Origin of the sequence: Pontibacter sp. HSC-36F09 (assembly GCF_024171605.1) — a bacterium.
In the GTDB taxonomy this organism is placed as follows: domain Bacteria; phylum Bacteroidota; class Bacteroidia; order Cytophagales; family Hymenobacteraceae; genus Pontibacter.
The window spans coordinates 1,161,764-1,187,963 of record NZ_JALKAA010000001.1 but is presented as its reverse complement, the minus strand read 5'-3'; the positions used below and the strand labels follow the sequence as shown (position 1 = coordinate 1,187,963).

Genomic DNA, 26,200 nt, shown 5'->3' with positions numbered 1-26,200 from the left:
CTTAACCTTACATATCTAACCTACATTGTCATGAAAAAAATTTACTCTCTCCTGTTCGCACTCCTTGCAGTGACACAGGTGGCACTGGCCCAAAGCGGCAGTGTGCGAGGCCGCGTGCTCGGGGCCGATACCAGGGAGCCCCTGACGGGCGCCACGGTTTTACTCGAAGGAACTACCAAAGGCGCCTCTACCGATGCAGCCGGCGAGTTCAGTATTATGGATGTGCCAGCCGGCACCTACAACATGCGTATTTCTTATGTAGGCTATACCTTCCCAAGACAATCCATTACGGTTACCTCTGGTGGCACAACCGACATCGGCACCGTGTCCATGAATACCACCAATGTGGTTGGCGAAGAGATTGTGGTAACAGCTTCCCGTCGTCCTGAAAAGCTGACCGAGGCACCTGCCGCCATCAGCGTAATCTCCACGCGCGACCTGGCTGAGCTGCCTTCTTTCAACGTGGGCGAGTTGCTTAACAAGGTGCAGGGCGTGGAAGTGGTGCGCTCCGGGGTGGCCGGTATCGGTATAAACGCCCGTGGCTTCAACAACGCCTTCAACGTGAAGATGTTCCAGCTCACCGACGGCCGTAACTCCATGCTGCCGGGCGGTACCGGCCTTCCGGCCGGTGTTTACAATACCGTGATCAAAGAAGACATTGAGCGTGTGGAAGTGATTCTGGGTCCGTCTTCGGCACTTTATGGTCCGAATGCGCACAACGGTATCATCAACACGATCACCAAAGATCCACGTCGCCATCCAGGTACTACTGTGACGATAGGTGCCGGAAACCAAAGCGTTCTCTCGGCCCGTGCCCGCCACGCCGGGGTGATCAACAGCAAGTTTGCCTACAAAGTGAATGCAGAATACACGCAGGGCAAAGACTTCGAATTCATCGACACCGTTTACAATGCCACACTGGGTGCTCTGCCTGAGTATGATGTGGATTTCAACTTCAATTTTAAGCGTGCCAGCGCTGCCGTGTACTACAGCCCAACCCAAAACATGGATGTGATCCTGGACTATGGTATCGGACAGGGCTCGAACATCGGCGTAACCAACAACGGCCGCAACCAGATCGACGGCTGGACCTTTCAGTACTTGCACGGCCGCATCGTAACACCACGCATCTTCGCGCAGGTATACAACACCTGGAACGATGCCGGCGACACCTACCAGATCAACGCCCGCACCAACAACTACTATACCTTGCGTGCCCTGGGTCAGTCGCAGGAAGTGGCGCACGAAAAGTCCAAAACAGGTGCCGCTAAAGGTGAGCTATACACCAATTCCCCGGCCATCGCTTTCCCGGGCTTCATCGACAAGAGCCACCGCCTGAACGGCGAAGTGCAGTATAACAACAGCTACGGTGGTTTTGACGTGATCACAGGTCTGAGCTTCCAGCGCGATGTGGCTTACAGCCGCCTGACCTACCTCGACGACCGCAACGGCAACATCATCCTGAACCAGTACGGTGCTGTTGCCCAGATCGAGCGTGGCCTGGGTGACCGTGTTCGCGCTGTGGTTGGTGGCCGTATCGACCGCCACGACAACTACGGCACGCAGTTCAGCCCGAAAGCTGCCCTGACGCTGAACGCGCTGGCCGGTACTTTCAGAGCCACCTACGGACGTGCCTATGCTGCTCCTTCTATTCAGTTCCAGGAGTTTTACCTCAACAACGGCTCGCTGGCCATCCTAGGTAGCGGCGCCGGCCTGACCATACAGAACACCGAGACAGGCGCCACCCGCGAGATAGCGAAACTGGAGCCAGAGCGTGTGCAGACCTTCGAGCTGGGTTACAAAGGCACCCCGACCGATAAGTTTTATGTGGACCTGAGCACCTGGTATTCGATGTCTGAGGACTTTATCTCCCCACTTACTGGTATCACCCCGATTATGGGCAAAGAGAAAGTAATTCGCAAAGGCACTGAAGATGTGACAGAAGCTGCTTCTAACGCACTGAATTACTACCTCACCTACCTGAACTATGGCAACGTGAACTCGTGGGGTACCGACCTTGGCCTGAACTATTACCTGAACAACAACTTCAGCATCGGCGCCAAGTACTCCTACTTCAACTCCGATATTACAGAGCGCGACAACCTGGACAACGACGCGAACGGCGACGGCAAAGTGGTTCCTGCCGAAAGCAGCCTGAATGCACCGAAGCACCGCTACAATTTCAACTTCACAGCCCGCGACCTGTTTAGCAACAAGTTTTTTGGCTCTGTGAATGTGCGCATCCTGCCTGAGTATGATTTCTACTCTGGTTCGCAAGTAGCAGCTAAAGAAAACGCAAACAAGCGCGTGGCACCGCTGCTTTACAACTACGGACCGCTGGGTGGCTTTACTTCGGTGGATGTTAGCGCCGGCTACCGTTTCACGCAGATGATCACACTGGGTGCCAGCGTATCCAACCTGTTCGATACCGAGCAGCGTGAGTTTGTGGGTTCACCGGTTATTGGCCGCCTGTACTCCGCTGAACTGCGCTTCGACTTCGGTGGCAAAAAGGACAAAAACGACGTTAGGTAGATTAGATTAAGGTGAAGGCAGGGCGCCCCGCAAGGGCGCTCTGTTTTTTTGGGTTAAATATTCAAATCATAGGTTTTCACACATGAAGAATGCAATCATTACGGGTGGCACAAGTGGTATAGGCTTAGGTATAGCCCGCCTTTTTGCCGCGCAAGGATATAATTTGCTCTTAAACGGGCTGGAGAAAAACGGCCAGCAGATTACCGATGAACTGGCGCGGGAGCATAACGTAAAGGTCACGTTCTCGTCGGCCAACATGCTGCAGCCGGAGCAGATCCGGGAGATGGTGCAGCAGGCAGAACGAGAGCTTGGGCAAGTGGATGTGCTCATCAACAATGCAGGTATACAGTATGTAGCGCCGGTCGATGAGTTTCCGGAGGATCGCTGGGATGCCATCATCGCCATCAACATGTCGGCCACTTTCCATGCTTCCAAAGCGGTTTGGCCAGGTATGAAAGCCCGCGGGTTCGGACGCATTATCAATATTGCGTCGGCCCATGCGTTGCGGGCTTCCGAGTACAAAGTAGCCTATGTAGCCGCTAAACACGGGGTGGCAGGTATAACGAAGGTGCTGGCTTTGGAGGGAGCCCCGAACGGCATTACGTGCAACGCCATTTGCCCGGGCTATGTACGAACCCCGCTGGTTGAGGCCCAGATCGCTGACCAGGCGCGCGCCCACCAGATGTCGGAAACAGAAGTGATTGAGAAGGTCATGCTCAAAAAGCAACCCATTAAGCAGTTTGTGGAAGTCGAGGCGCTCGGCAACCTGGCGCTATACCTAGCCTCCGAGTCAGCAAGCCAACTGACAGGCGCCATGCTTCCGGTAGATGGTGGCTGGTCTGCGCAGTAACTTCCTCAGAGAACACTTTACCTGCTATTGCAGTCAGGTATAGCGCATCTTAACAGTATGGCTATACCTAACTACAACGGGCAGGTATCCCGATAATAGGTGCCTTTGATAGGCGAAGCAGCTGGAATCAGCAAACTCTCTGCATCAGCATGATTTTGTTTACTTCACTTAATTCTGTCTGGCTGCCATCCGGCATTCCTATACCTTGTCCGAGGGTTTTATACCTGAGCAAACTTCAGTTGACTGCAAAGCAAAAGCCCCGGCTCTCTCAGGAGGGCCGGGGCTTTTAGTTTAACCTTGATTTATTACTTGCTGATGATCTTGAACTCAGTACGGCGGTTCACCTGGTGATCTTCCTCCGAACATTCTACGAAGTCAGCGCACTTGTTACGCAGCCTGGTTTCGCCGTAGCCTTTCGCTACTAGTCGACTGCGTTCTATACCTCTCGATACAATGTAGTCCACAGCAGCCCGGGCTCTGCGCTCCGACAGATCCTGGTTATACTTGCGGGTCTGGCGGCTGTCGGTATGCGAGCTCAACTCGATGCGGATAGTCGGGTTGGCTTTCAGGATACGCACCAGTTTGTCGAGTTCGATGGCCGCATCCGGACGGATATCATGCTTGTCGAGGTCGTAGAAGATGTTTTCCAACACGATTGGCACGTTCGGTGTATCGCGGTACATGATCATTTCCACCAGCAGCGAGTCTATACTAAACCGGCAATCTGGTGTAAATAGGATCGTTTGTGTCAGATAACCTTTTTTGCTACCACGGATAGTGTACTGCATGCCCGCCTCCACTTTGTAGTTAAAGTTACCGGTAGAGTCGGAGTGCGTTTCCACCATTGAGCCTACGTTTTCTTCAAACAGCTGCAGCAACACGTTGTCCACCATCACGCGTTTTTTGATGTGCGTTCCCGGCTGGTCCACCATTTCGTATGTCTGGCCCACCAGCGTACACTCCACGTTCACCTCTCTGAATTTATAGATGTTATCGTAGCCCGATTCGCTCGTTCTGCCGGATGACAACCATCCTTTGGTACCTGAGCTGTCTACTACTATACCTAAGTCGTCGCGTGAGGTGTTGAGCGGGTACATCAGGTTCTGTACGCGTGTCCAGCTGCCGAGCTCTCCTTCCGCTCTGAAAATGTCGAGGCCGCCCAGGCCCACGTGCCCGTCAGATGAGAAATAAAGTTTGCCATCGCCTCCGATGCTCGGGAAGCTTTCGCGGCCACTTGTGTTGATCACTTCGCCTGCGTTCACGGGCTCACCCCAGTTGCCGTCCGGCTGTCGCTCGCTGTAGTAGATGTCTGTTTCTCCTTGCCCTCCCGGCATATCCGAGGCGAAGTAGAGGCGCTTGCCATCTGGCGTAATGGCCGGGTGACCAACCGAGTACTCCTGTGGCTTGTTATACTTGAAGGGCTTTATATCGACCCACTCTTCGCCATTGCGACGCGCTGTAAAGATCTCATGGCGGTTAATGTTACCACCTCCTTTGCCATCGCCTCTATTTACCCAACTGGTAGGGTCTGTGTTCACTTTGCTTTGGCTACGCTTCACACTGTTGGTTCTGGTAAAGTAGAGCGTATTTTCTTTTGGTAGGAAGGCTGCCGGTCCATTGTGAAAGTCTGTGTTGATCTCTTTACTCAGTGGGCTCGGCTCAGTCCAGGTAGAGTCTTCTTTCATGCTGGCATAGTAGAGCTGCACAAAACCATTGCCTGTCCAGTTAAAACGCTCTTTTTTCTTGCTCTCGTCTGTCGGGAGTCTGTCTGAAGAGAAAACCATGTCGCCGTTCGGTAGCTGGATAGGGCTAAAGTCAACACCGGAAGAGTTCAGTTTTTCCTCAACAGCAATTTCGTAAGAGAGCGGCCTGTTCGTCCAGAAGTTGGCTGTGTCGCAGGATGCGGCCTTCTCCATGGCCATGGTGGCCTGCTCCGGTACACGGCGGGCATAACTGGCATACATTTCTTTCGCCTTCTCGTAGTTACCGTTGCGCTTGGCTGCTTCGGCATAGTAATAGATGCTCGCTGGCGTTACATTCTCAAAACCAGCCGCCTGGGCATACCAGAACTCAGCCTCCTTGCTGTTGTTCATCAGGCGGTAGCTGTCCGCAATGCGCTCTAGCAGGTATGCGTCCGGCTCTTTGCGCTCCATTAACTTTTTGTAGGCATCAAGTGCCAGGGCGTACTCAAAGCTGTTGAAGTACTTATCAGCCTCCTTCATCTCTTTTTTCTGCGCCGCAAGGGGCTGCGCGCATAGTGTTGCCAGAAGAATCAGTAGGTATAGGAATCGTAATCTCATGTCTGCTTTCTGGGTGAAATTAGAAGTATCGTGGGGTCAGCATTCGGTTGTCCTGCTTTTTGAAGAAGGAGTAGCCCAATGAAATTTCGTGGCTGGCGTGCTGGCGCAGGGCGTTCAGACTCACATCGTAAGAGTAGCCCAGTCGCAGCTTCGGCGTTACATACAGCTGCGCGATGGCAGCCCATGCGTTGCGTCGGTCCAGCTCGTATTCATCAGAGTAATTGCTGTGCACCTTTACAGCCGTGCGGTACGAGCCACCTAGCCAAATGCGCTCCCCCAGCAGGAAAAAGGCATTCAGGTCCAGGCTAGTCGGGCTGTTGAAATCCTCTTTCACCAGAAAACTCGGTTTGAAAATAAGCGTTGATGAAAGGTCCAACACATAGCCCGCCGAAAGAAAGTAATGTCGGTTCGGCATAGTGACCTCCAGGTCGTCCCCTCCCGTGTTGATCAGGTTGGCTACTGAAAGTCCCGTATAAAAACGTTCTGTGTTAAAGAAGGCGCCAATACGAAAGTCAGGCATCAGCTCCGAAACTTTACCTTGGTTAAGCGCCTGGTCTGGTCTGGTGTTGCCTGTGTTGAGCTTGGTACCGTCGAGGGTATACTGTGCCACACCTGCTGCAAAGCCAAGAGCCAGTTTCGCGGTTTCGCTCATCCGCAGGCGCACAGCCAGGTTGCCGTGCAGCCCCATCTGGCGCTGAGCCCCGAGTTCGTCGTTCATGGCATTGAGACCGAAGCCTAGTAGCCCGCTGCGCGAGGAACCGTCCACACTGAAAGTCTGTGTGGTAGGCGCCCCCTCTATACCTACCCACTGGCTGCGGTGGGTGAGGTTAGCGTTGATAATCTCTTTGCTCCCCGCGTACGCCGGGTTGATGATCAGCTCGTTGAAGATGTACTGTGTATATTGTGGTGCCTGCTGCGCATAGCCCTTCCAGGACAGCAGCAATAACACCAGAAGTACCCCTAATTTTCGCATGGTAATCACTTAATTCGTTTGTTTTCTTATCGGACTATCATCACATAACCCTTGTAGGTCTTCTCAGAGCCATCGCACAGCGTGAGGCGAATCAGGTAATAGTAAGTACCCTCCGCTAATTTATCTCCGTTCCAGTTGTTCTGATAAGCTTTGCTCTTGTACACTTCATTGCCCCAGCGGTTCACTACCACTACCTCGTTGTCCGGGTAGTTTGCCAGGTTTCCGATTGTCCAGGTATCGTTTTCACCGTCGTTGTTCGGCGTGAACACGTTTGGCACAATCAGGTTGGCTTCACGCATACTCGGGTCTGAGATCATCGTTACCGGGTCGCTCTTACACTCGCCGTTGTCTGCTATTACTGTAATCTCTCCTCTGTTATTACCCTGCATCACTGTGATGACGCTGGTACCCTGACCTGAAAGGATCTCCCATCCGGTTGGTACTTCCCAGGTAAACAGGGCGCCTGGGCTGTCCGATTCAAGCTCGAAAGTGGCTATATCAGAACAAGCCAGCGTGCGGTCTACTATGCGGCTGATCACAGGAAGTGGCCTTGCTGAGACAGCTAGTTTTGTTGCAGCACTCTTGTCGCAGTCGTTTACGGCTTCTACACTTACCTCTCCTGAGCCAGTGCCTATCTGTACTGTGATTTGCGTAGTGCCATGACCAGCAGTAATGGTCCAGCCGGCCGGCACTTTCCAGGAATAAGAAGCTGCATTTGCCACCGCGTCAATGGAGTAGGTCGTGATGCGGGATGCGCAAGTCAGTGTTTCTCCCCTGATGACAGTAGGTGCCAGAGGCGGCGATGTAACAACTTCAACGGTCAATGTCGCTTCGGCCGTGGTGCCACAGGCGTTCTCGGCTTTTACTTTCACATCACCTCTGCCTGCTACTTTTACTTTTATGCTGTTGGTACCTTTTCCCTCTAGTATCTCCCAGCCAGTCGGCAGTGTCCAAATGTATGTTTCGGCACCGCTGATGGCAGGTATAGAGTAAACCGCATCGGTTCTGCCCACACATGCCAGCTCCGGCCCCTTGATAGCTTCCGGATTCGTAAGCGCACGCTGAGGCTCAGTCAACAGTTTAACGCTCTGGCTCTTTCCGCATGAGTTCACAGCGACTACTGTTACTTCGCCGCCAGCCGTTCCGGCTGTTGCTTTTATCTGTGTAGTGCCTTGTCCTGATGTGATCGTCCAGCCTTGCGGCACTACCCACTCATAGCTAACCGCAGTTGGAACAGCAGCGATGCGGAAAGTAAGACCAGTTGCATTGCCGCAGTAGGTCTTGTTGTCGCTTACGATGGCGGATGGTGTGGGAGGTACTGTACCTACTGACTGCACGGTCAAACCGGTGGCGGTGCTTCTGGTTCCGCAATTGTTAACAGTAGCCACGCTCACTTTACCCTGTGTTGTTCCGGCTTTCACGGTAACGCTTGTCGTGCCCTGGCCTTCCACGATCACCCAGTCTGCGCCCGGGAAGGTCCAGAAGTAAGATTTTGCACCCTGCACAGGGGCTATCGAGTAGGTTTGGTTAAGACCGGCGCAGTACTGCGCATTTCCGGTTATTGGTCCTGCCTGTGGGGCTGGTACGTCAGCCACAGGTGCCACGCGCAGTTTAGCAGGTATACTATTGCCGCATGGGTTGGAAGCCGTTACAGTAATATCGCCAGCCAATGTGCCTACTTTCACCACGACTTCTGTGGTGCCCTGGCCGGACAGGATGGTCCAGCCGGATGGCACTGCCCAGATATACTCCAGGGTGTGATCTACTGGCGCCAGGGTATACACCACCTGGCTCTGTCCTATACATACCTCGTCCGGACCATTGATGGCGAATGGCGTGGCTGGCACTGTTGGGAATGGCCTTACAGCCTTTGTTGCCGGGCTGCTCTCACCGCACGAGTTTGTCGCAATCACGCTTACATTGCCCGATTGGCTTCCAATCGTAACTGTGATGCGGGTTGTGCCCTGTCCACTGTTGATAACCCAGGTTGGAGGCAGTGTCCATGTATAGCCCTGCGCACCTGCGATCGGATCTATTTCATAAACCGTTGTTTTGGCAGAACAGCCAAACTCTTCTCCTTTTATCGCGACAGGAGCAGTAGGGGCTCCAGTTGTGGTCGTCACGTCTTTGCGTGTGATGCCACTTGCACCACAATTGTTCACCGCCTGCACACGTAACTGACCTCCGCTGGCATTCTCGCTAAGCGACACGGTGATTTCATTCGTGCCCTGGCCTGCGGTAATGGTCCAGCCGTCTGGCACATACCAGGTATAGCTCGTAGCTCCCGGCACTGGCGCTACAGAGTATTTTGTACCTATACTGCCTTGACAAACCGGAAACGCTCCCGAGATATCACCCGGGTTAACAGGTGGGCCTGGGATAGGCACGACATTGAAAGTTCGTGATGGGCTGGTTCCACAGGCATTTAAGCCTTTCACTGTTACGGTACCACCCACGCCGTTCGGGTTGAACGTAACGGTGTTTGTTCCCTGCCCTTCGATTAATGTCCACTCAGCCGGGTACTCCCATACATATTCTGTCACATCGCCGATGGCTGTCACGCTGAATGTCACACGCTCGGTAGATACGCAGAAAGGCAATGTGCCTGATCCGGAAATATTGGAGGGCTGGCTAGGTGCCTGCAGGAATGGCTTCACCTCGAGTTCAGCTGCATTCGGGCTCTCACCGCAGACGTTCTTCGCTTTTACTGTTACTTTGCCAGCTGTCGTTCCTACGCTCACAGAGATTTGCGTGGTACCTTGTCCGGACAAGATCTTCCAGCCCGCAGGTACCGCCCATACATAGGAGGTAGCATCCTGAACAGGCGCAATTGAGTAGGTGGCGCCTTCACCGGCGCACACGCCTTCATTTGCCGTAATAGGCCCAGGTGTGGCAGGTGGGTCGGGGTAGTTGTTTACTTTCAGACGGCTGGGAGGGCTGGCGCCGCAGCTGTTGTTCACCGAAACCTGTATAAAGGCCTCGTCGTTACGGCCGGTTGCCTCCACCGTGATTTTTGTAGTTCCCTGACCACTCGTGATTTTCCAACCGCTTGGCACGTTCCAGGTATAGCCGGTGGCTCCTACTACCGGCTCGATGCTGTACTCCCCGACAGTGCCCACGCAGAGCTCAACAGCCCCTGTGATAACACCGGCATCCGGAAGCACGGCACAAAAATTAATGTCAACGGTGTTGTTCTGCTGAATTTCGTCTTCGGCCGCTCCTGAAATTGTACCGCGCACAAAACCGGGGCCTGTTTCATTGATGGTGGCCGTAAGCGTAAGCGTGTAGGTTTGTCCTACTTTCAGGCTCCCGATGTTCCATACCCAGTTGCCGTTCACAAACGAAAAGGTAGAGTTAGGGGCGTCTGTTGCAAAGGTATGGTTGACGCCAGAAAAGAGAACAGGGGTTACGCGTACGTTTTCGTCATCTACCGGACCTTTGTTGGTGACTGTGAAGGTATAGGTGATCGTCTGGCCTACAATGTAGCGGTCAACACCGGCGTCGCCTTCTGTCTTTTGTATTTTGATCTCCAGGTCAGTTGGCAGGAAGAAGTTGTTGTTGTTCAGCCTAACCTCGCTTAGCAAGGAAGCCACGCGTCCGCGAACAATCGAGCCGTCTCCTATTGTAACAGCTTGCTTTGCCAGGTATTGGCCCTTAATCTCTGCACCATTACCTACCGTTATCGCATCTTCTGCTACCCAGAATACGTTGCCGATTTTAGCATCACGGATGAGCTCAATGTCTACACCGGCTCCTATGTTGAGGCTGCCTTTGACGATAAAGATAAAAACCGCATTGGGATTGTTGTTTCCATCCAGTGTAATATCGTTGGAGACAGTAGCATTGCCATTAAACAGGTATACACCTGCAGTATAGGTACGGCCGCCAAGTTCTGGATTGGTTAATGTTGAAGTGGGAGTTGCAGCAGCGGCTGTATTATATACTGATGTGGCTGCGGCAAGGGCATCGTTAGCGGCGGCATTCATGTTCTCGATGCCGCGCCAGACTGCGCCTGTGTTAAAGTTCTGAGCTAGTTTGCTGACCGAGGCTACTTTTGCGCGAACAATTGTGTTCGTGTTAGGTTGATTGACAACCCTATCGCCGCCTACAACGTTATAGTCGTAAAAGGCCCCCAGTGTGGGCGCTTGTTGCGCATGTACGCCAAATGCAACCAGCCATAAGCCTAGCACTAAGAGCAGGGCTCTACTTAAGAAGCTTGTCATGAAGTCAATGAGTATAAGTTTGTTATAGAACCTGGCGTTTAATATTCAACAATTTGCAGCTACGGAAAGCCATTCCCGAAGCTCTTTTCTTTTCATCCCACTTAGCCAATTAACCTGCAAGTATATACTTTAAAAAGTACATTCAGAAGCTTCGAAAGTATATTGCATATATTTAGGGCTATATTAAGCTCTAAAATTTAACAAAATTTGTTAAGTACCAAATTTTAAGTTAAAGTTTAAACTTAATTGCGGCAAAGTCCTATCCGACACACTTCTCTTCTGCACATTCGTCACCCAACCCTGATCATAAGCCTGTCTCGCTTATTCAGGCAATCCTGAAATAGTATTTTTCAGACTTGCCTGCAAAAGTAGACACAATCGGGCACACTCTGTATCAGTAACATAAAAAAAATATTCCTGTACCAGCTCTCTCTAAATTGTACTAAATTAAAAAATGCGTTTTTAGCTTACCATACCCATTGCGGACAGATAATACGGCGGTCGTTGAGCAGTTTAAAACCTACTACTACCTCGTGGGTTCCGGCGCTTACCCGGTTGAGGCCTGATGTGGTGGCATCGTAAGAGTATGAGATGTCAATAAGCGGGCTGACGTAAACGCCTACCATACCTACAATGGCATCGTTGTGGCGGTAAGAGGCACCTACCCAGAAGCGCTCATCGTAAAGTGCACGCAGGTTCACATCCACCGAGAGCGGACTTGGTGCGGCCAGCTTGAACATGACAGATGGAATGATGTCGATAGAGCCTCCGGGCGCAATGCGGTAACTGCCCGTCAGGAAGTAATGCCGCTGCAGGTCAAGTGCCACGTTGCTTTCCTCGGAGGAGCGAAAAGTGCCGGCGTTCTCAAGCAGTTGCGCCCCGGCAAGGCCCACCGAGAAGTTACGGGAGTACACCCACAGCCCCAGCGAAAGATCCAGCACATTCTGATTCACGCGGCCACCGCCTATCAACGGCTCCGCCGGGTTAGTAAACTCCAGTTCTGAACTGTTAATGGTATTGCGGATAAGGCCAGCCGCCACACCAGCCGACACGTTGATGGTGCGCGTAACAGGCAGGTGGTATGCATACGTACCCGAAAGTCCTGTTCTGCGCAACGGGCCCGTCTTATCGGTGTGTAAGATGATACCTGCCCCATGGTGCGCCAGCGCCTTAGCATACTTGGTACTGGCCGTGCCTTTGTTCAACGGCATGTGGGCAGAGACATAGTATGTAACAGGTGCTCCATCGAGCCCCACCCACTGCTGTCGGTTGCTGATGCGTATGTCAGCGTAATCTTCTATACCTGACAGGGCGGGGTTGAGCAGAAAGTTATTGACCATGTACTGGCTGTACTGCGGACGCTGCTGTGCAAAAGCCTGCGTAACAACACCTACCAATACAACCAACAGGAGAGACAGCTTTTTCATAGTCATTATCTAATAATGGTCACATGCCCTGAAATTGGTTTTTCGGAGCTGTTGAGATAAATGATGTAGTAATAGGTGGCCACCGGAAGCGATTCGCCATTGTAGGTGCCGTCCCACGGGGTTGCATAGCCAGTTGAACTGAAAATCTGGTTACCCCAGCGGTTAAAGATCTCAATGCGGGCATCCGGGTAGTTCTGTATGTTCCCGATTTCCCACACATCGTTCACACGGTCGCCGTTTGGCGAGAAGGCGTTCGGCGCCGTGATGGCAGGTATAACCGTCACAGTCACTTCGTCGGTAGCTGTACAGCCTTCTTCAGTGGTGATGGTCACGGTATAGGTGGTTGTCACATCAGGCCTGGCCACCGGATTGGCGACATTGGCATTACTCAGGCTTTCTGCAGGCTCCCACGCATACGACACCCCACCGGTGGCACGTAGCTCTGCCGGACGCCCCTGAATGATCTCTACATCCGGACCGGCATCTGCTACTGGTGTTACGATGGTTACATTAACTGACGTGCGGGTTGCATTGGCGCAATTGTTACTGTTTCTGGCCTGCACATAGAAAGTGGAATTCTGAGTTAGTTCTGGCGTGACAAAGGTTGTCCCTACAAAGAGCGGTGACCCGCCAGTCGGAGCGTCATACCACTCTGTCGTATTGCCGTTGGCATTGGCTACAGTTAGTGTTGCAGGTTCACCCACGCAGGCGCGGGCATCCTGCACTGTCAGAATAGGGGCATTCGGCAATGGCAGCATCGAAATCAGTACTGCTTCTGAAGGATTCTCGCAACCTGCCGAAATAGCCACCCGTCGGAACCAGGTGTCGCGGGTGAGCACAGGAGGGGTATAGCCTGCACCCGTATTCTGACCTGCTGCAGGATTGAAGCCCGCAGTTGGTCCGCTAATACTACTTTCCCAACGATAGGTGAATCCACCGCTACCACCAGAAGGCGTAGTGCCCGTCAGAGGCGCCGGCTGTGTACCTGAGCAAATCTCCTGCGCTGCGGAAATCGCGTTACCTGTAATGGCCGGACGTATACGGATTTCCACCACATTGCTTTCGCTAGGTGTACATTGTCCGGACCGCACCACGCGCTGGAAGAAGGTAGTTTGTGTGATAGCGCCTGGGGTATAGCTCTGCTGATTGTTGGTGCCCGGTGCCGGCACGAAACTGCCGGCCGTACCTGTACCACTAGTAAGCCACTCATAGGTATAGTTGCCGCTGCCACCTGATGGGGCTGTACCCGTAATGGAGCCTGGCGCGGCACCAGAACATTCGTCCTGGGTTGACGCTGTGATGGTGTTATTGGCAAGGGCTGGGAAAACAGTGATGCGAACAGCCTCTGAAGGAGAATCGCAGGCCCCTGAAGTCACAACACGCCTGAACCATGAGTCACCCGATAAATTGGTAGGGGGCTCGTAATTTTCACCGTTATTAGCTCCTGAGGCTGCCACAAATCCTGTATTTGGCCCGAGCGTGCTTACTTCCCAGCGGTAGGTATAAGGACCACCTGTTCCGCCGCTTGGCGGTGAGCCAACCAACTGCGCTGGTGAATCTCCCGCACAGATCTCCTGCAGCGCTGGTGTAACAACGTTCGCGCTAGGAGGTACTGGCTCCACTGCCACTACCTCGACCACGTTACTGGAGTCAGGGGAGCAGCTAGCAGAACGGACGACACGCCTGAACCAGGTAGTGGCGTTAATTGGCTGAGTTGGGGTATAGTTCTGGTTGTTATTTACGCCGGGAGCTGCCGCAAAACCCCGGTCTGGCCCTGCTGTACTTATTAGCCAGGTATAGCTGTAAGGTGTGGTTTCATCGCCGCCGGATGGCCTGCTGCCCGTCAGCTCCGCTGACACGCCGCCTACGCACACACTGCCTGTTTGCTGCCCTCCAATATCAATCAGGTTGTTGGTCACGCGTGGGTTAACCGTAACGGTCACCTGCCTGCGTGGGCCTGTGCAAAGTATACCTTGTGCTGAGTCACGGGCGGCGACATAAAAGTTGTTACTGCCACCAGGCAGAGGAGGCGTCACAAAGGTGTTACCGATAAAAATAGGGGTTGCATTCGGATCATCGGTATCGAACCAGGCAAAAGACGGTGCCGTCGAGGTTGGGGTCAGTTCCACAGAATCGCCCTCGCAGACGATGCCCGGGCTGGTTATGGTCGGCAATCCAGGCTGCTGCAGGATGACTACCTGCACCGGCGGCTGTGGTTGCCCCTGGAAAATGGCATTGGAGCTGCCGCACTCATTCACTGCCTCCACGGCAATGGTATAGGTGCCGGGTCGGTCAAAATCATACGCGTAACTGAAAGTCTCCGAGTTAAAGGTTCTGGTCGTCGGCCCCTTCGGTCCGTTGATGGAGATGGTCACGGTGATTTCCTCGCCGAGGTTCTTATCGATAAACAGACCTCCGCCACCACCTCCACCCGGAGCGCCTCCTGGCCCGCTCGCACTCAAGTCGATCCGGGTCGGGCCGCAAAATACGCCACCGGCAGGCGGCTGTACCTGGGGCCACCCCACTACGATACCTTGCGAAGCTGTGTCTGCATCGCAACCGTTGGTTACGATCTGCTCAATGGTATACACCCCGGACTCTGTGAACCGGAAAACAGGATTGGCTTCCGTTAGGCTACCTGATTCTAAGACATAGCCCTGATCTGGTGTTACGGACCAGACATAGGTTAGCCCTCCACCAGTAGCAGAGTCTTCAGGCGTCACAATGACGGGCACACAAGGGGGTTGCTGATTTTCATCCGCTCGCTTTTTGCCCAGCGAGAACCCGGCCTTTGGCTCTTTGCTCACACTGTATACCTGCGTGAATGGTTCCGTACAGCCATTGCCAGCCACGGCCGAGATTATAATAGTATAGTCCCCGACTGCGGTAAATGGGTTTGGGTTGGAGATCGGAAAATCAGATGGGCGGTACTGCACCGGAGCACTGCCATCGCCCCAATCTACAAAGTAGCTGCGAATGTCACTTAGGGCGGGCTCCTGGGTCGTATTGGTGATTGTGGCTGTCACGCTGATATCAGCATCTGCCACAGTGTCGGGCAGACAGGTGAGGAAGTTATTCTCTTCTGTAAAGGAAATTTCAGGTAATCGGCGAATCTGCACCGGCTTTGTAACAGGTGCTGGGGCAGGGCAGCTGGTGATTGTGCTTGTAGCTAGTACTGTCACATCGAAAGTTGCAATGCCTGTGCCCCGCTCGTTATAAACATGTCTTACCCTAGGACCACGACCATTAGAACCGTCCCCTAGTGTCCACGTGTAAGTTTCGTCTGGAGATGCATTGATTATTTCAAAAGTAACGGTATCTCCTGAACAGGGGGCAGTTGACGGATCAATTGTAAAGTCAGGTAGTGCCGGGCGACTATTAACTGTTATGGGCACTTCAGAGGAAGTGTTTGTATCGCAGGCGCTACCTGAAACCTGTACCTTATACCTGCCTGTTTCGGTAACCTGCAACTCTCTGCCTGTGGCTCCTGTCTGAACACCATCTTTGAACCACAGATAAGAAAGGCCAGCTCCCTCTGGGGCTCTTAAAGTTGTTGTTTCACCTTCACATAAAACGGTACGCCCATCCACCTGCACGGTAGTGGGACAAGGCGCTGACCAGGCAGGACCACTTAATAGCAATAAAGAAGCAAGCAAACTAAAGAACAGATGCCTGGGTAGCAGTTGGCGCATCGGATCAGGTTTAAAGGGTGAAATTTGGCTGTACTGAAACTATAACGATATAACCTTTCATTATGATTTATCAGAGCATGACTTTAAAGCTAATATTGCTTAAATATAAGTAAAACAATCAAATACCAGTATATATACTCTAACCACCGATTGATAAAGTCACTCCTCAGAATTGGCTTACAAACTAAACACTTTTATGTTTAGGCTTTGCCTCGTTATTTCTCTATAGCAGGAGCCCCTTGTTTACGTCAAGAGGTATAGTTCTGTTTAAATATAGCAGCAATAATATTTATGGAGGAATTGAGTGGCGAGCTAGTACCTATTTGAATTGGGAAGAAGGGATAAAAAAAGTAAAAGCCTTGAACCGTTTCCGATTCAAGGCTTTCTTGGGTAGCGGGAACAGGACTCGAACCTGTGACCTTTGGGTTATGAGCCCAACGAGCTACCAACTGCTCCATCCCGCACTGTTATTGTGTTACAAAAGTAGTATAAACATACTTACTACGCAAGCTTTGGTTGCTAAAAACCTCAAAAAAATTGTAAGAAGCTAGAATTTACTGGTGATTCCGAAGTGTATCTTCGAGGCTCTCAGCGACATAGGCTGCTGTTCTGATTTTCCGACAGAATACACTAATTGAAAAATTCCTGCGCCGGTACTGAAGCTGATGCCTCCGCCCACCCCGAGCGGCAGGCCTTCGGCTTTCGATTGCTCCAGGTCGCTGCGGTAATAGCCCTGATCGTAGAAAAGCAGCACATAGGAATCTTCGGCTGTGAACAAGCGATATTCCAGCGTACCGATACCATAGGTGGAGGCAAAGAAGAAGTACTCATCAAAACCTCTTAAAGAAGCCAGCCCCCCGATGCGGTACATGTCGTTGAGGAAGATTTGATCATTGAGTAGCGCTTCACCCCGAACCCTGGCCAGCAGGGCGCTGTTTTTTCCTACCCGAAAGAAGTTCTCAAGTCGTACACCCAGACTGAGCTGGGTCGTGTTTACCTCCAGGGTATCGTAAAACTCCTTTTCCAGATTTGGGTTGCGCAGCAGCTTCTTGCGGCCTGCCGCCAACTGCAGTTCCACCAAGCGACCTTTGCGGGGAAAATAGAAGTCATCCAGATTGTTCCAAAGGTAGTTCAGTCCGTAGGTGTTCGTGCGGGCGTCAGCCAGATCGAGTGCCCGGAGGCTTTGCGGACTGGCCGTAGAAAGAATGCGGGAGTTGCGCCACTCCGTAAATACACTGAAGCGCCCGTACCGGATGGTGTTATAAGCCAGCTGTACCCGCGGTTGTATGGTAATGAAACTGGAATCCTGCTTGAGCAGCCCGAAGCGCGTGCCCAACTCGAAAGGTGTACCGAACAGATTAGGATGCAGGTACTCGCCGTTCAGGATGACAGAGCCTTTATTAACCCGACGCCACTGCAGCCCCAGCTGCTTGCCGCTGCCTTTGATGTTGCGGATGTTCATGTTAGCCTCGCCCGTAATAAGCAGTTTGTTGCCGGAGCGACTCGGGTCAGGCAGGAAACCGACTACACCGTCTATCTGGTTTGTCTGTCGGTCTTCTAAAAAGTAAACTACTTTTGCCTTGTCCCGGAAAAACTGTACCTGCGGAGGGCGCACCACCTTTAGGTATGGCAGCGTGGTGACCATCCGCTGCGAGGCCTCCACCTGATCCTGATTATAAGGCTGGCCTGGGTAAAGCTGCAGGTAGCGCATCAGGAATTTAGGCTGCGTTTTACTGCCACCCATCACTTGCAGCGTATCGTAGGTTACCACAAAGGCTTTTTCAACCATCAGAGCGGCCGATATTTTGTTGTCTTTTATCTGAATGGAATCGAGCCAGACGGAGGCGAAGGGATAGCCATTGCGCTCGGCGTAGTCGAGGATGCGCTGCTGCAGCCGGGCATATTCGGCTGGTTTAAAAGGTACGTTGCGGTAAAACTTCTCCCGAAAACCGGACACTACCAGTATACCTTCGCTCAGGTTGCCGTTGCGCAGCTCAGCCCAATCAAAGCGCTTGCCGATGTGCAGTTTCACGTGGAGCGTATCATTGCGCTTGTAGGAGCTGTCGGCAGAGGCCAGCAGGTAGGCGTCCTGATGCAAACGATGCACCAATGCTGTTACTTCTTTGCGCGCCTCTACGGTGTCGGCCAGCTGCGTGCGGTAGTTGTACTGCCGGAGCACCTGTTGGTCGGAGCCGGTAGTGTATACCCTGAGCGCTGTCTTTGGCTGGTTAACCAGCTTTGGGGCCGGTGGCTGTACCTGCTGCGGTGGCACGGGCGGCTTGTCCTGCGCCTGCAGCAGGGGCAGGCACATGAATAAGCACCACACTAAGACAGCGATTTTGTACATTTGTACACTAAATGGTTGAATTGTTTACTGGTTAAATTGTTTCTCTATTAACATTGAGGCCTGCGCTCGAATTATGCTCGCAAAGGTATAACTGCCCGAACGGATTCCTGCATCATACCTTCGCATAATAATCAGGCGAAACAACAATTTAGCCATCAGCAATTTAACAATTAAAGATTTGTCCGGCATATACCTTCATATTCCCTTCTGCAAACAGGCCTGCCACTACTGCGACTTCCACTTCAGCACCTCCATGGGGCACAAAGAGGCTACCATACAGGCCATTGCCCGGGAACTGGAACTGCGCCGCGATTACCTGCAGGGACAGGAGGTGCGCACCATTTATTTCGGTGGCGGCACTCCTTCGCTGCTCACCCAGTCGGAGCTATACCTTCTCCTGCAAACCATCAAAGCGCTGTTTATAGTTTCGGAGGAGGCAGAAATAACACTGGAGGCCAACCCGGATGACCTGTCGCCGGAGAAGCTGCAGGAACTGAAAGCGGCAGGTATAAACCGGCTGAGCATTGGGCTGCAATCCTTCCACGAGCCGCACCTGCGCATGATGAACCGCGCCCACAATGCAACGGAAAGCCTGCAGTGTGTGAAAGACGCTCAAGCTGCTGGCTTCGACAACATCACTGTGGATCTGATCTATGGTATACCTGCGCCGGACCACAGCATCTGGCTGGAGGACCTGAAAACCCTTTTCTCCCTGAATGTGCAGCATGTTTCCTGTTACGCACTCACCATTGAACCCGACACTGCCCTTGGCCGCTGGAGCAAAAAAGGCACTTTCAAGCCTTCGGAAGACGAGTTTACGGCACAGCAGTTTGAGATCTTGCTGGAGCAGATGAAGGCACAAGGGTATGTGCAGTACGAGGTATCCAACTTCAGCAAGCCGGGCTACGAATCGAAACACAACAGCAATTACTGGCGTGGCGTGCATTACCTGGGAGTTGGTCCGAGCGCGCATTCCTTTAACGGCCACAGCCGGCAGTACAATGTGGCTAACAACCGCAAGTATACCGCCGCCATGGCCGAAGCCATTATACCTGCCGAGGTAGAAGAACTCACGCTGGCCGACCAGGCTAACGACTACCTGCTCACCACGCTCCGCACCATCTGGGGTTGCGACCTGAACCTGATGCGCGACAGGTATAGCTACGACGTGCAGTCACAGCATCAGCTATACCTGCAACAGCTTAGTGAGAAAGGATTGGCGCGTGTTGAGGCGAACGTGCTATACCTGACCGACCCGGGCAAGCTGCTTGCCGACCAAATAACCCTGGACCTGATGATAGAATAGCACGTGCTGATTATATCAGATTTATTTGTAGATTTGATTTCAGCCGGAAAAAAGCCTCGCGCTACACCACCATGCAGCTATTGGAAACACTTTATCAAAACGACATCAGCCGAATCGCCGCAGACCGCCAGCACGGTATAGTGGCAAACACCTGGCTGCGCCCCGTGGAGCACAGCGAGATGCTCCAGACTTCTGAAAAGTTAGGCCAGCTACTGGAGGAATCTAAGGCTGACAAGCTGCTGCTGAACGCACTGGTCATTGGCAAACTGCTTCCCCATACCAAAGAGTGGCTGTCTACTACCTTTTACAAATCGCTTTCGGAACAGGGCGTGAAAAAACTGGCCCGCGTGCTGCCCGAAAATGTGTTTAACAGGCTCTCATTTGAGTCTGTGATGACAAGGGCAGAGGCACTGGGGGGAGTAGACTTTGAAGCAAGGAACTTTACAAATGATGCTGACGCCCTGCGCTGGCTGCGGGATTATGAGAGTTAAGTGATGCAGGCCTCCATTACATACCGCGACCAACCCTATACCTTCGACCCGACACAGCCGCTGGACATCTCCATGCCGCTGCACGATAAACAGTTGCAGCCTGAGTGCTTCTGGGCAGAGCCGGTTCAGTTCGATGTGATCCGGGTAGGAGATTTTGTCGGAAGTGTGGCCCAGGGAGGAAGCACTAATTACAAGCGCGTCCACCTGACGCCGCACGGCAACGGCACTCACACCGAATGCTACGGCCACATTTCGGCCGACGAGCACGCCACCATCCACAACTGCCTGAAACGCTTCTTGTTTGTAGCACAGCTCATCACGGTTACTCCGCAAAAGCAGGAAAACGGCGACGAAGTGGTGCTACTCGAGGATGTAAAAGCCGGACTGCAAGGTATAAAATGCGAAGCGCTCATCATCCGCACCCTGCCGAACTCCGACGAGAAACTCACCCGCCACTATTCCGGCACCAACCCGCCCTACCTGGAGCATACCATTGGGCAGTATCTGGCTGAGAAAGGTATACAGCACCTGCTACTCGACCTGCCCTCCGTAGACCGTGAGCTGGACGAAGGCAAACTGCTCTGCCACCACGCTTTCTGGCAATACCCCAAAAACACCCGCTGCGGCGCCACCATCACCGAACTGATCTATGTACCGGACCAGGTAGAAGATGGGCTATACCTGCTCAACATCCAGATCGCTAGTCTGCAACTCGATGCCAGCCCGAGCAAGCCGGTACTTTATAAGCTAACCCCTGTTTTCGCGGCTTTATAAGGTATAGCTATACCTTGCCAGACCTCCCGGTGTGCGCAGCTCCCGCTAGTGTCTAAATCAATGGCCGCAGCTATACCAATTTATCGAAGGCCGATCTGTTAGACGCTCGCGGGTCTGAAGACGTCGTGAGGTCATGCGGCAGGTATAGCAACTCCCGGAAAAAGAAAAGCCGGAGCCAATGGCCCCAGCCTTAAGGTTAGGTTTAGTTAGTTGAGGTTTCTTTAAAACAGCTGCTCTGCCACTTTCCGCACCGATTCCGACTTGCCCATGGAGTAGAAATGCAGGCAAGGTACACCAAACTCCATCAGCTCTTTGGACTGCTGTATCGCCCACTCCACACCTACCTGTGCGGCCGCTTTGTTATCGGTACAAGACTCGATGGCATCGGCCAGCGCGCACGGAATTTCGACATGAAACAAGCTGGGCAACAGGGTGAGCTGCGTTTTGGTGGTCATCGGTTTCAGGCCCGGAATGATCGGCACATTTATACCTTCGGCGCGGCAGCGATTCACGAAATCAAAATATTTCTGGTTATCGAAAAACATCTGCGTGACGATGTACTCTGCACCCATTTCTATCTTCTTTTTCAGCCAGCGGAGGTCAGAGGTCAGGTTGGGTGCTTCGAAGTGCTTCTCCGGATAGCCGGCTACGCCAATGCAAAAGTCGGTACCGTTGTGGTATACCTGCTCCTCGTCCAGGTAACAGCCCTTGTTCATATTCACGACCTGACCGATAAGCTCTGTTGCATAGGTATGGCCGTCGGGCTCCGGCACGAAGCGCTGCTCGCTCTTCACGCAATCACCGCGCAATACCAGCACATTGTCTATACCCAGGAAATGCAGGTCAATCAGGGCATTTTCAGTTTCCTCTTTGCTGAAGCCGCCGCAGATTAGGTGCGGCACTGTGTCTACCTTGTAGTGGTTCTGGATGGCCGCACAGATGCCCACCGTACCCGGACGCTTGCGCGTGCTGCGCTTCTCCAGCAAACCGTTTTCCCGTGATTTGTAGATATACTCTTCGCGGTGGTAGGTCACGTCGATGAAAGGCGGCTTGAATTCCATCAGCGGATCGATGTGGCTGAACAGGGTTTTCATGTTCTCGCCTTTGAGCGGCGGCAGGATCTCGAAGGTGAACAAGGTCTTGCCATTGGCGTTCCGGAAGTGCTCGGTTACTTTCAATTTTATCTGAATTGTTAAATTGCTGTATTGTTGAATAGTTGGTTTGCTATACCTGCTGCGCTACCGGCTTCGGCTCATAGTTCAGGTTCGGCGACAACCATCGCTCCAGTTCCTCTTTAGCCATACCTTTGCGCTGCGCAACGTCTGCTACCTGGTCTTCGCCTATTTTACCGAGGCCGAAGTAGCGGGAGTCCGGGTGAGAGAAGTACAGGCCACTTACCGAGGATGCCGGATGCATGGCCAGGTTCTCGGTCAGGATAACACCGGCTTCTTCTGCATTTAGGAGGTTAAAAAGCGTGATCTTTTCGGTGTGATCTGGACAGCCGGGGTAGCCAGGAGCCGGGCGTATACCTTTGTATTGCTCCTTGATCAGGCCCTCGTTATCCAGCTGCTCGTCCGGTGCGTAGCCCCACAGTTCCTTTCGCACTTTCAGGTGCATCAGCTCAGCAAAGGCTTCGGCTAGTCTATCCGCCAGCGCTTTCACCATGATGCTGCGATAATCGTCATGCTCGGCTTCGTACTGCTCCAACAGTTTCTCGATGCCAAAACCTGCCGACACCACAAAGCCGCCGATGTAGTCGGCTATACCTGTTTCTTTCGGAGCCAGAAAATCGGAGAAGGCAAGGTTTGGCACATTAGCTCCTTTCTTGCCCTGCTGCCGCAAGGTATGGAACTCGGTCAGCACGTTTTCACGTGAATTGTCGGTGTATACCTCAATTGTATCATCGGTGTATACGTTGGCGGGATAGAAACCCACTACAGCGCGCGCTTCGAGCAATTGCTTGTCCACAATCTCCTGCAGCATGGCCTGTGCGTCGGCAAATAGTTTGGTAGCTTCCACTCCCAGTTCCGGATCGTTCAGAATTTTCGGGTACTGCCGCTTGAGCTCCCAGGTATGGAAAAAAGGCGTCCAGTCGATGTAAGGCACAATTTCAGCCAATGGGTAGTTGGTGTATACTTTGTTGCCGATGAAGCCTGGCTTGGTCACCTCCGTTTCAGCCCAGTTCACCTGATACTTATTGGCACGCGCCTCTTCTATGGTTGCAAAAGCACGGTCTTTGGTGCGGTTCAGGTGGTCTGCGCGCAGCTTTTCGTACTCGGCTCTGATCTCTGCAATATAGCTGTCGCGCTCGCTGCCAAGCAGGCTGCTTACCACCGTTACGCTACGCGAGGCATCGTGCACGTGTATCACCGGACCACTGTACTGCGGTGCGATCTTCACGGCTGTATGTACCCGGGAAGTAGTGGCGCCGCCGATCAGGAGCGGAATTTTCAGGCCGCGACGCTCCATCTCCTGCGCCACGTATACCATCTCATCCAGCGAAGGGGTAATCAAGCCGCTCAGACCGATAATATCTACCTGATGTGCTTCAGCCTCGGCCAGAATCTTGTCCAGCCGCACCATCACGCCCAGGTCTATTACTTCGTAGTTGTTACAGGCCAGCACCACACCCACAATGTTTTTGCCGATGTCGTGCACGTCGCCTTTCACCGTCGCCATCAGGATCGTGCCCGCCGTTGACTTGGAGGTATCGGAGGCCAGCTTTTCCTTCTCCATAAAAGGCAGCAGGTATGCCACGGACTTTTTCATCACGCGCGCACTCTTCACCACCTGCGGCAGGAACATTTTGCCGGCACCGAACAGATCACCTACCACCGACATACCTGCCATTAACGGCCCTTCGATCACATCCAGAGTTTTAGCTGCCTGCTGCCGCGCCTCTTCGGTGTCTTCGTCGATAAAATCTACTATACCTTTTACCAGCGCATGCTTCAGGCGCTCCTCCACCGGTGCCTCGCGCCAGGAATTATCAGCAGCGATGGCTGTTTTGCCTTTGCCTTTGATGGTTTCAGCGTAAGTAACCAGCTTTTCGGTAGCGTCCGGGTGGCGGTTGAAGATCACGTCCTCGATCAGGTCACGCAGTTCAGTCGGAATTTCGCTATATACACCCAGCATACCTGCGTTCACGATGCCCATGTCCATACCTGCCTGCACGGCGTGGTACAGGAACACGGTATGCATCGCCTCCCGCACCACGTCATTGCCCCTGAAAGAGAAGGATAAATTGCTCACGCCACCGCTCACCTGCGCATGCGGCAGATTGGCCTTGATCCACTTCACTGCCTCAATGTAATCTACCGCGTAGTTGTTGTGCTCTTCTATACCTGTGGCGATGGCCAGGATGTTCGGGTCGAAAATAATGTCTTGTGGTGGGAAACCCACTTTATCAACCAGGATGCGGTAGGAGCGCCCGCAGATCTCTTTTCTACGTTCCAGCGTATCGGCCTGGCCAGTTTCGTCAAAAGCCATGACCACCACGGCGGCACCGTACTGACGCACCTTGCGGCCGAGTCTGATAAATTCTTCTTCGCCTTCTTTTAAAGAGATAGAGTTGACGATCGATTTGCCTTGCGTGCGTTTCAAGCCGGACTCAATTACACTCCATTTAGAAGAATCGATCATGATCGGCAGTTTAGCAACGTCAGGCTCGGAGGCGATCAGGTTAAGAAAATCGGCCATGGCCTGCTCCGAATCGAGCATACCTTCGTCCATGTTCACATCGATGATCTGGGCACCGCCTTCTACCTGCTGACGGGCCACCGAGAGGGCTTCTTCGAACTTACCGTCGACGATGAGGCGGGAGAATTTCTTGGAGCCGGTCACGTTTGTGCGTTCGCCGACATTCACGAAAAGGGTATCAGAAGTGATCGTGAGAGGCTCGAGACCGCTGTAGCGGGGGAGCGGGGCTACGGGAGTGGGAACGTGCGGCTTATACCTGCGCACCAGGTCTGCAATTACTTTGGTGTGGATTGGCGTCGTGCCACAACAACCACCGAGTACGTTCACCAGCCCTTCTTTCAGGTACTCTTCCACGATAGCGCCCATCTGCTGGGCCGTTTCATCATAACCGCCAAAGGCGTTGGGCAGACCGGCATTCGGATAAGCGCTAATAAAACAGTCCGAAATACGCGACAGCTCCTGAATGTGTGTTTTGAGCTGACGAGCACCGAGCGCACAGTTAAAGCCCACGCTCAGGATCGGCGCATGCGAGATTGAGTTCCAGAAAGCTTCTACTGTTTGCCCGGACAAGGTACGACCGCTAGCATCGGTAATAGTGCCGGATACCATGATGGGGAGTTCTTTGCCGCCGTTATTTACGTGCTCTTGTATAGCGAAAAGTGCCGCTTTGCAATTCAGGGTGTCAAATACGGTTTCTACCAACAGTAAATCAGCACCGCCGTCCACTAGTCCGCGTACTTGCTCGTAGTAAGCTTCTACCAACTGGTCGAAGGTGATGGCGCGGAAACCGGGGTTGTTGACATCCGGGGAAAGGGAGGCCGTGCGGTTAGTCGGGCCGATGGCGCCTGCCACGAAGCGCTTGTGCGCCGGATCTTTGGTTTCCACCTCATTGGCCGCCTCGCGGGCTATCTTTGCCGACTCGTAGTTCATCTCGTACACCACATGCTCCAATCCGTAATCGGCCATCGCGATGCTGGTACCACTGAAGGTATTGGTCTCGATAATATCGGCACCGGCCTCGAGGTACTCGGTATGAATAGCCCTAATAATATCCGGACGTGTGATGGAGAGTAGGTCGTTGTTGCCCTTCAGGTCAGACGGATGATCCTTAAAACGCTCGCCCCGGAAATCGGCTTCGGAGAGCTGGTAACGCTGGATCATGGTGCCCATGGCGCCGTCGAGCACGAGTACGCGCTCCTGCAGCAAGGTATAGATCAGATGTGATTTAGTCATGTTGGTGTTCCCCCTCTTGGTTAAGTCTACAAATGCGCTTATCAAGAAGGACACCCAAAGGCAGGTATACTCTCTTATCTTTTCCCAGCCAAGGTATGGCTGAGAAGGGAATTAGCACCAGGCTGGTACAAGGTTGCTAAGACGTCATAGGGCCCTATCCCTCGGTCTTTCTTGATAAGAAGCTGTAAAGATACATACTTATCCGCAAAAGGCGAATTTTTGTTGCCAAAGAATAGGAAGATAGTGGGAAGGAGTGTGTAAACGGGGCGAAGGAGTGCGGAAAAAAGGTATAAAAACAGAAAGGGATACCATAAGTATCCCTTTCCTAAAAGAGTTTAATTGTTTTCACTCTA

At 52.8% G+C, this 26,200-nt stretch carries 13 protein-coding genes, 1 tRNA gene and 1 riboswitch; of the genes, 5 read left to right on the top strand and 9 right to left on the bottom strand.

What is annotated here, in order from left to right:
• The first annotated feature begins 30 nt into the window (after nucleotides 1-30).
• Both L1278_RS05430 and L1278_RS05425 read left to right on the top strand, forming a co-directional pair.
• Nucleotides 31-2,532, top strand: coding sequence for a TonB-dependent receptor (locus L1278_RS05430; protein ID WP_253401671.1), 2,502 nt, complete (start codon nucleotides 31-33; stop codon nucleotides 2,530-2,532).
• An 82-nt stretch (nucleotides 2,533-2,614) separates the two neighbouring features.
• On the top strand, nucleotides 2,615-3,382 hold the full coding sequence (locus L1278_RS05425) for a 3-hydroxybutyrate dehydrogenase (protein WP_253401669.1): 768 nt from the start codon (nucleotides 2,615-2,617) through the stop codon (nucleotides 3,380-3,382).
• Nucleotides 3,383-3,687: 305 nt separating this feature from the next.
• On the opposite strand, the gene L1278_RS05420 is transcribed toward L1278_RS05425, so the two are convergent.
• From L1278_RS05420 to L1278_RS05390, 7 genes are all read right to left on the bottom strand, one after another.
• Nucleotides 3,688-5,682 (bottom strand): OmpA family protein, encoded by a 1,995-nt coding sequence (locus tag L1278_RS05420; protein ID WP_253401667.1) that lies wholly within the window; start codon nucleotides 5,680-5,682, stop codon nucleotides 3,688-3,690.
• Between the two features lie 19 nt (nucleotides 5,683-5,701).
• The gene (locus tag L1278_RS05415) at nucleotides 5,702-6,655 is read right to left on the bottom strand and encodes a type IX secretion system membrane protein PorP/SprF (protein WP_253401665.1); all 954 of its coding nucleotides are present in this window, start codon (nucleotides 6,653-6,655) and stop codon (nucleotides 5,702-5,704) included.
• A gap of 26 nt (nucleotides 6,656-6,681) precedes the next feature.
• The gene (locus L1278_RS05410; protein ID WP_253401664.1) at nucleotides 6,682-10,878 is read right to left on the bottom strand and encodes an ice-binding family protein; all 4,197 of its coding nucleotides are present in this window, start codon (nucleotides 10,876-10,878) and stop codon (nucleotides 6,682-6,684) included.
• A gap of 467 nt (nucleotides 10,879-11,345) precedes the next feature.
• Nucleotides 11,346-12,305, bottom strand: coding sequence for a type IX secretion system membrane protein PorP/SprF (locus L1278_RS05405; protein WP_253401662.1), 960 nt, complete (start codon nucleotides 12,303-12,305; stop codon nucleotides 11,346-11,348).
• A 5-nt stretch (nucleotides 12,306-12,310) separates the two neighbouring features.
• The gene (locus L1278_RS05400) at nucleotides 12,311-15,997 is read right to left on the bottom strand and encodes a gliding motility-associated C-terminal domain-containing protein (RefSeq protein ID WP_253401660.1); all 3,687 of its coding nucleotides are present in this window, start codon (nucleotides 15,995-15,997) and stop codon (nucleotides 12,311-12,313) included.
• Nucleotides 15,998-16,384: 387 nt separating this feature from the next.
• Nucleotides 16,385-16,461, bottom strand: a tRNA-Met gene (locus L1278_RS05395).
• 83 nt (nucleotides 16,462-16,544) lie between these two features.
• On the bottom strand, nucleotides 16,545-18,344 hold the full coding sequence (locus tag L1278_RS05390) for a BamA/TamA family outer membrane protein (protein WP_253401658.1): 1,800 nt from the start codon (nucleotides 18,342-18,344) through the stop codon (nucleotides 16,545-16,547).
• A gap of 178 nt (nucleotides 18,345-18,522) precedes the next feature.
• Between L1278_RS05390 and hemW the strand changes: the two genes are divergently transcribed.
• From hemW to L1278_RS05375, 3 genes are all read left to right on the top strand, one after another.
• Nucleotides 18,523-19,650: a radical SAM family heme chaperone HemW gene (gene hemW / locus L1278_RS05385; RefSeq protein ID WP_253401656.1), complete on the top strand. Its 1,128-nt coding sequence runs from the start codon at nucleotides 18,523-18,525 to the stop codon at nucleotides 19,648-19,650.
• A 71-nt stretch (nucleotides 19,651-19,721) separates the two neighbouring features.
• Complete coding sequence (locus L1278_RS05380; protein WP_253401654.1) at nucleotides 19,722-20,141, top strand: hypothetical protein; 420 nt, start codon at nucleotides 19,722-19,724, stop codon at nucleotides 20,139-20,141.
• A 3-nt stretch (nucleotides 20,142-20,144) separates the two neighbouring features.
• The gene (locus L1278_RS05375; protein WP_253401652.1) at nucleotides 20,145-20,915 is read left to right on the top strand and encodes a cyclase family protein; all 771 of its coding nucleotides are present in this window, start codon (nucleotides 20,145-20,147) and stop codon (nucleotides 20,913-20,915) included.
• A gap of 221 nt (nucleotides 20,916-21,136) precedes the next feature.
• On the opposite strand, the gene metF is transcribed toward L1278_RS05375, so the two are convergent.
• Together metF and metH are read right to left on the bottom strand one after the other, a co-directional pair.
• Nucleotides 21,137-22,093: a methylenetetrahydrofolate reductase [NAD(P)H] gene (gene metF, locus L1278_RS05370; RefSeq protein ID WP_253401650.1), complete on the bottom strand. Its 957-nt coding sequence runs from the start codon at nucleotides 22,091-22,093 to the stop codon at nucleotides 21,137-21,139.
• A 46-nt stretch (nucleotides 22,094-22,139) separates the two neighbouring features.
• Complete coding sequence (gene metH / locus L1278_RS05365) at nucleotides 22,140-25,847, bottom strand: methionine synthase (protein WP_253401648.1); 3,708 nt, start codon at nucleotides 25,845-25,847, stop codon at nucleotides 22,140-22,142.
• A 71-nt stretch (nucleotides 25,848-25,918) separates the two neighbouring features.
• Nucleotides 25,919-26,028: riboswitch (SAM riboswitch) on the bottom strand.
• Nucleotides 26,029-26,200 lie beyond the last annotated feature (172 nt).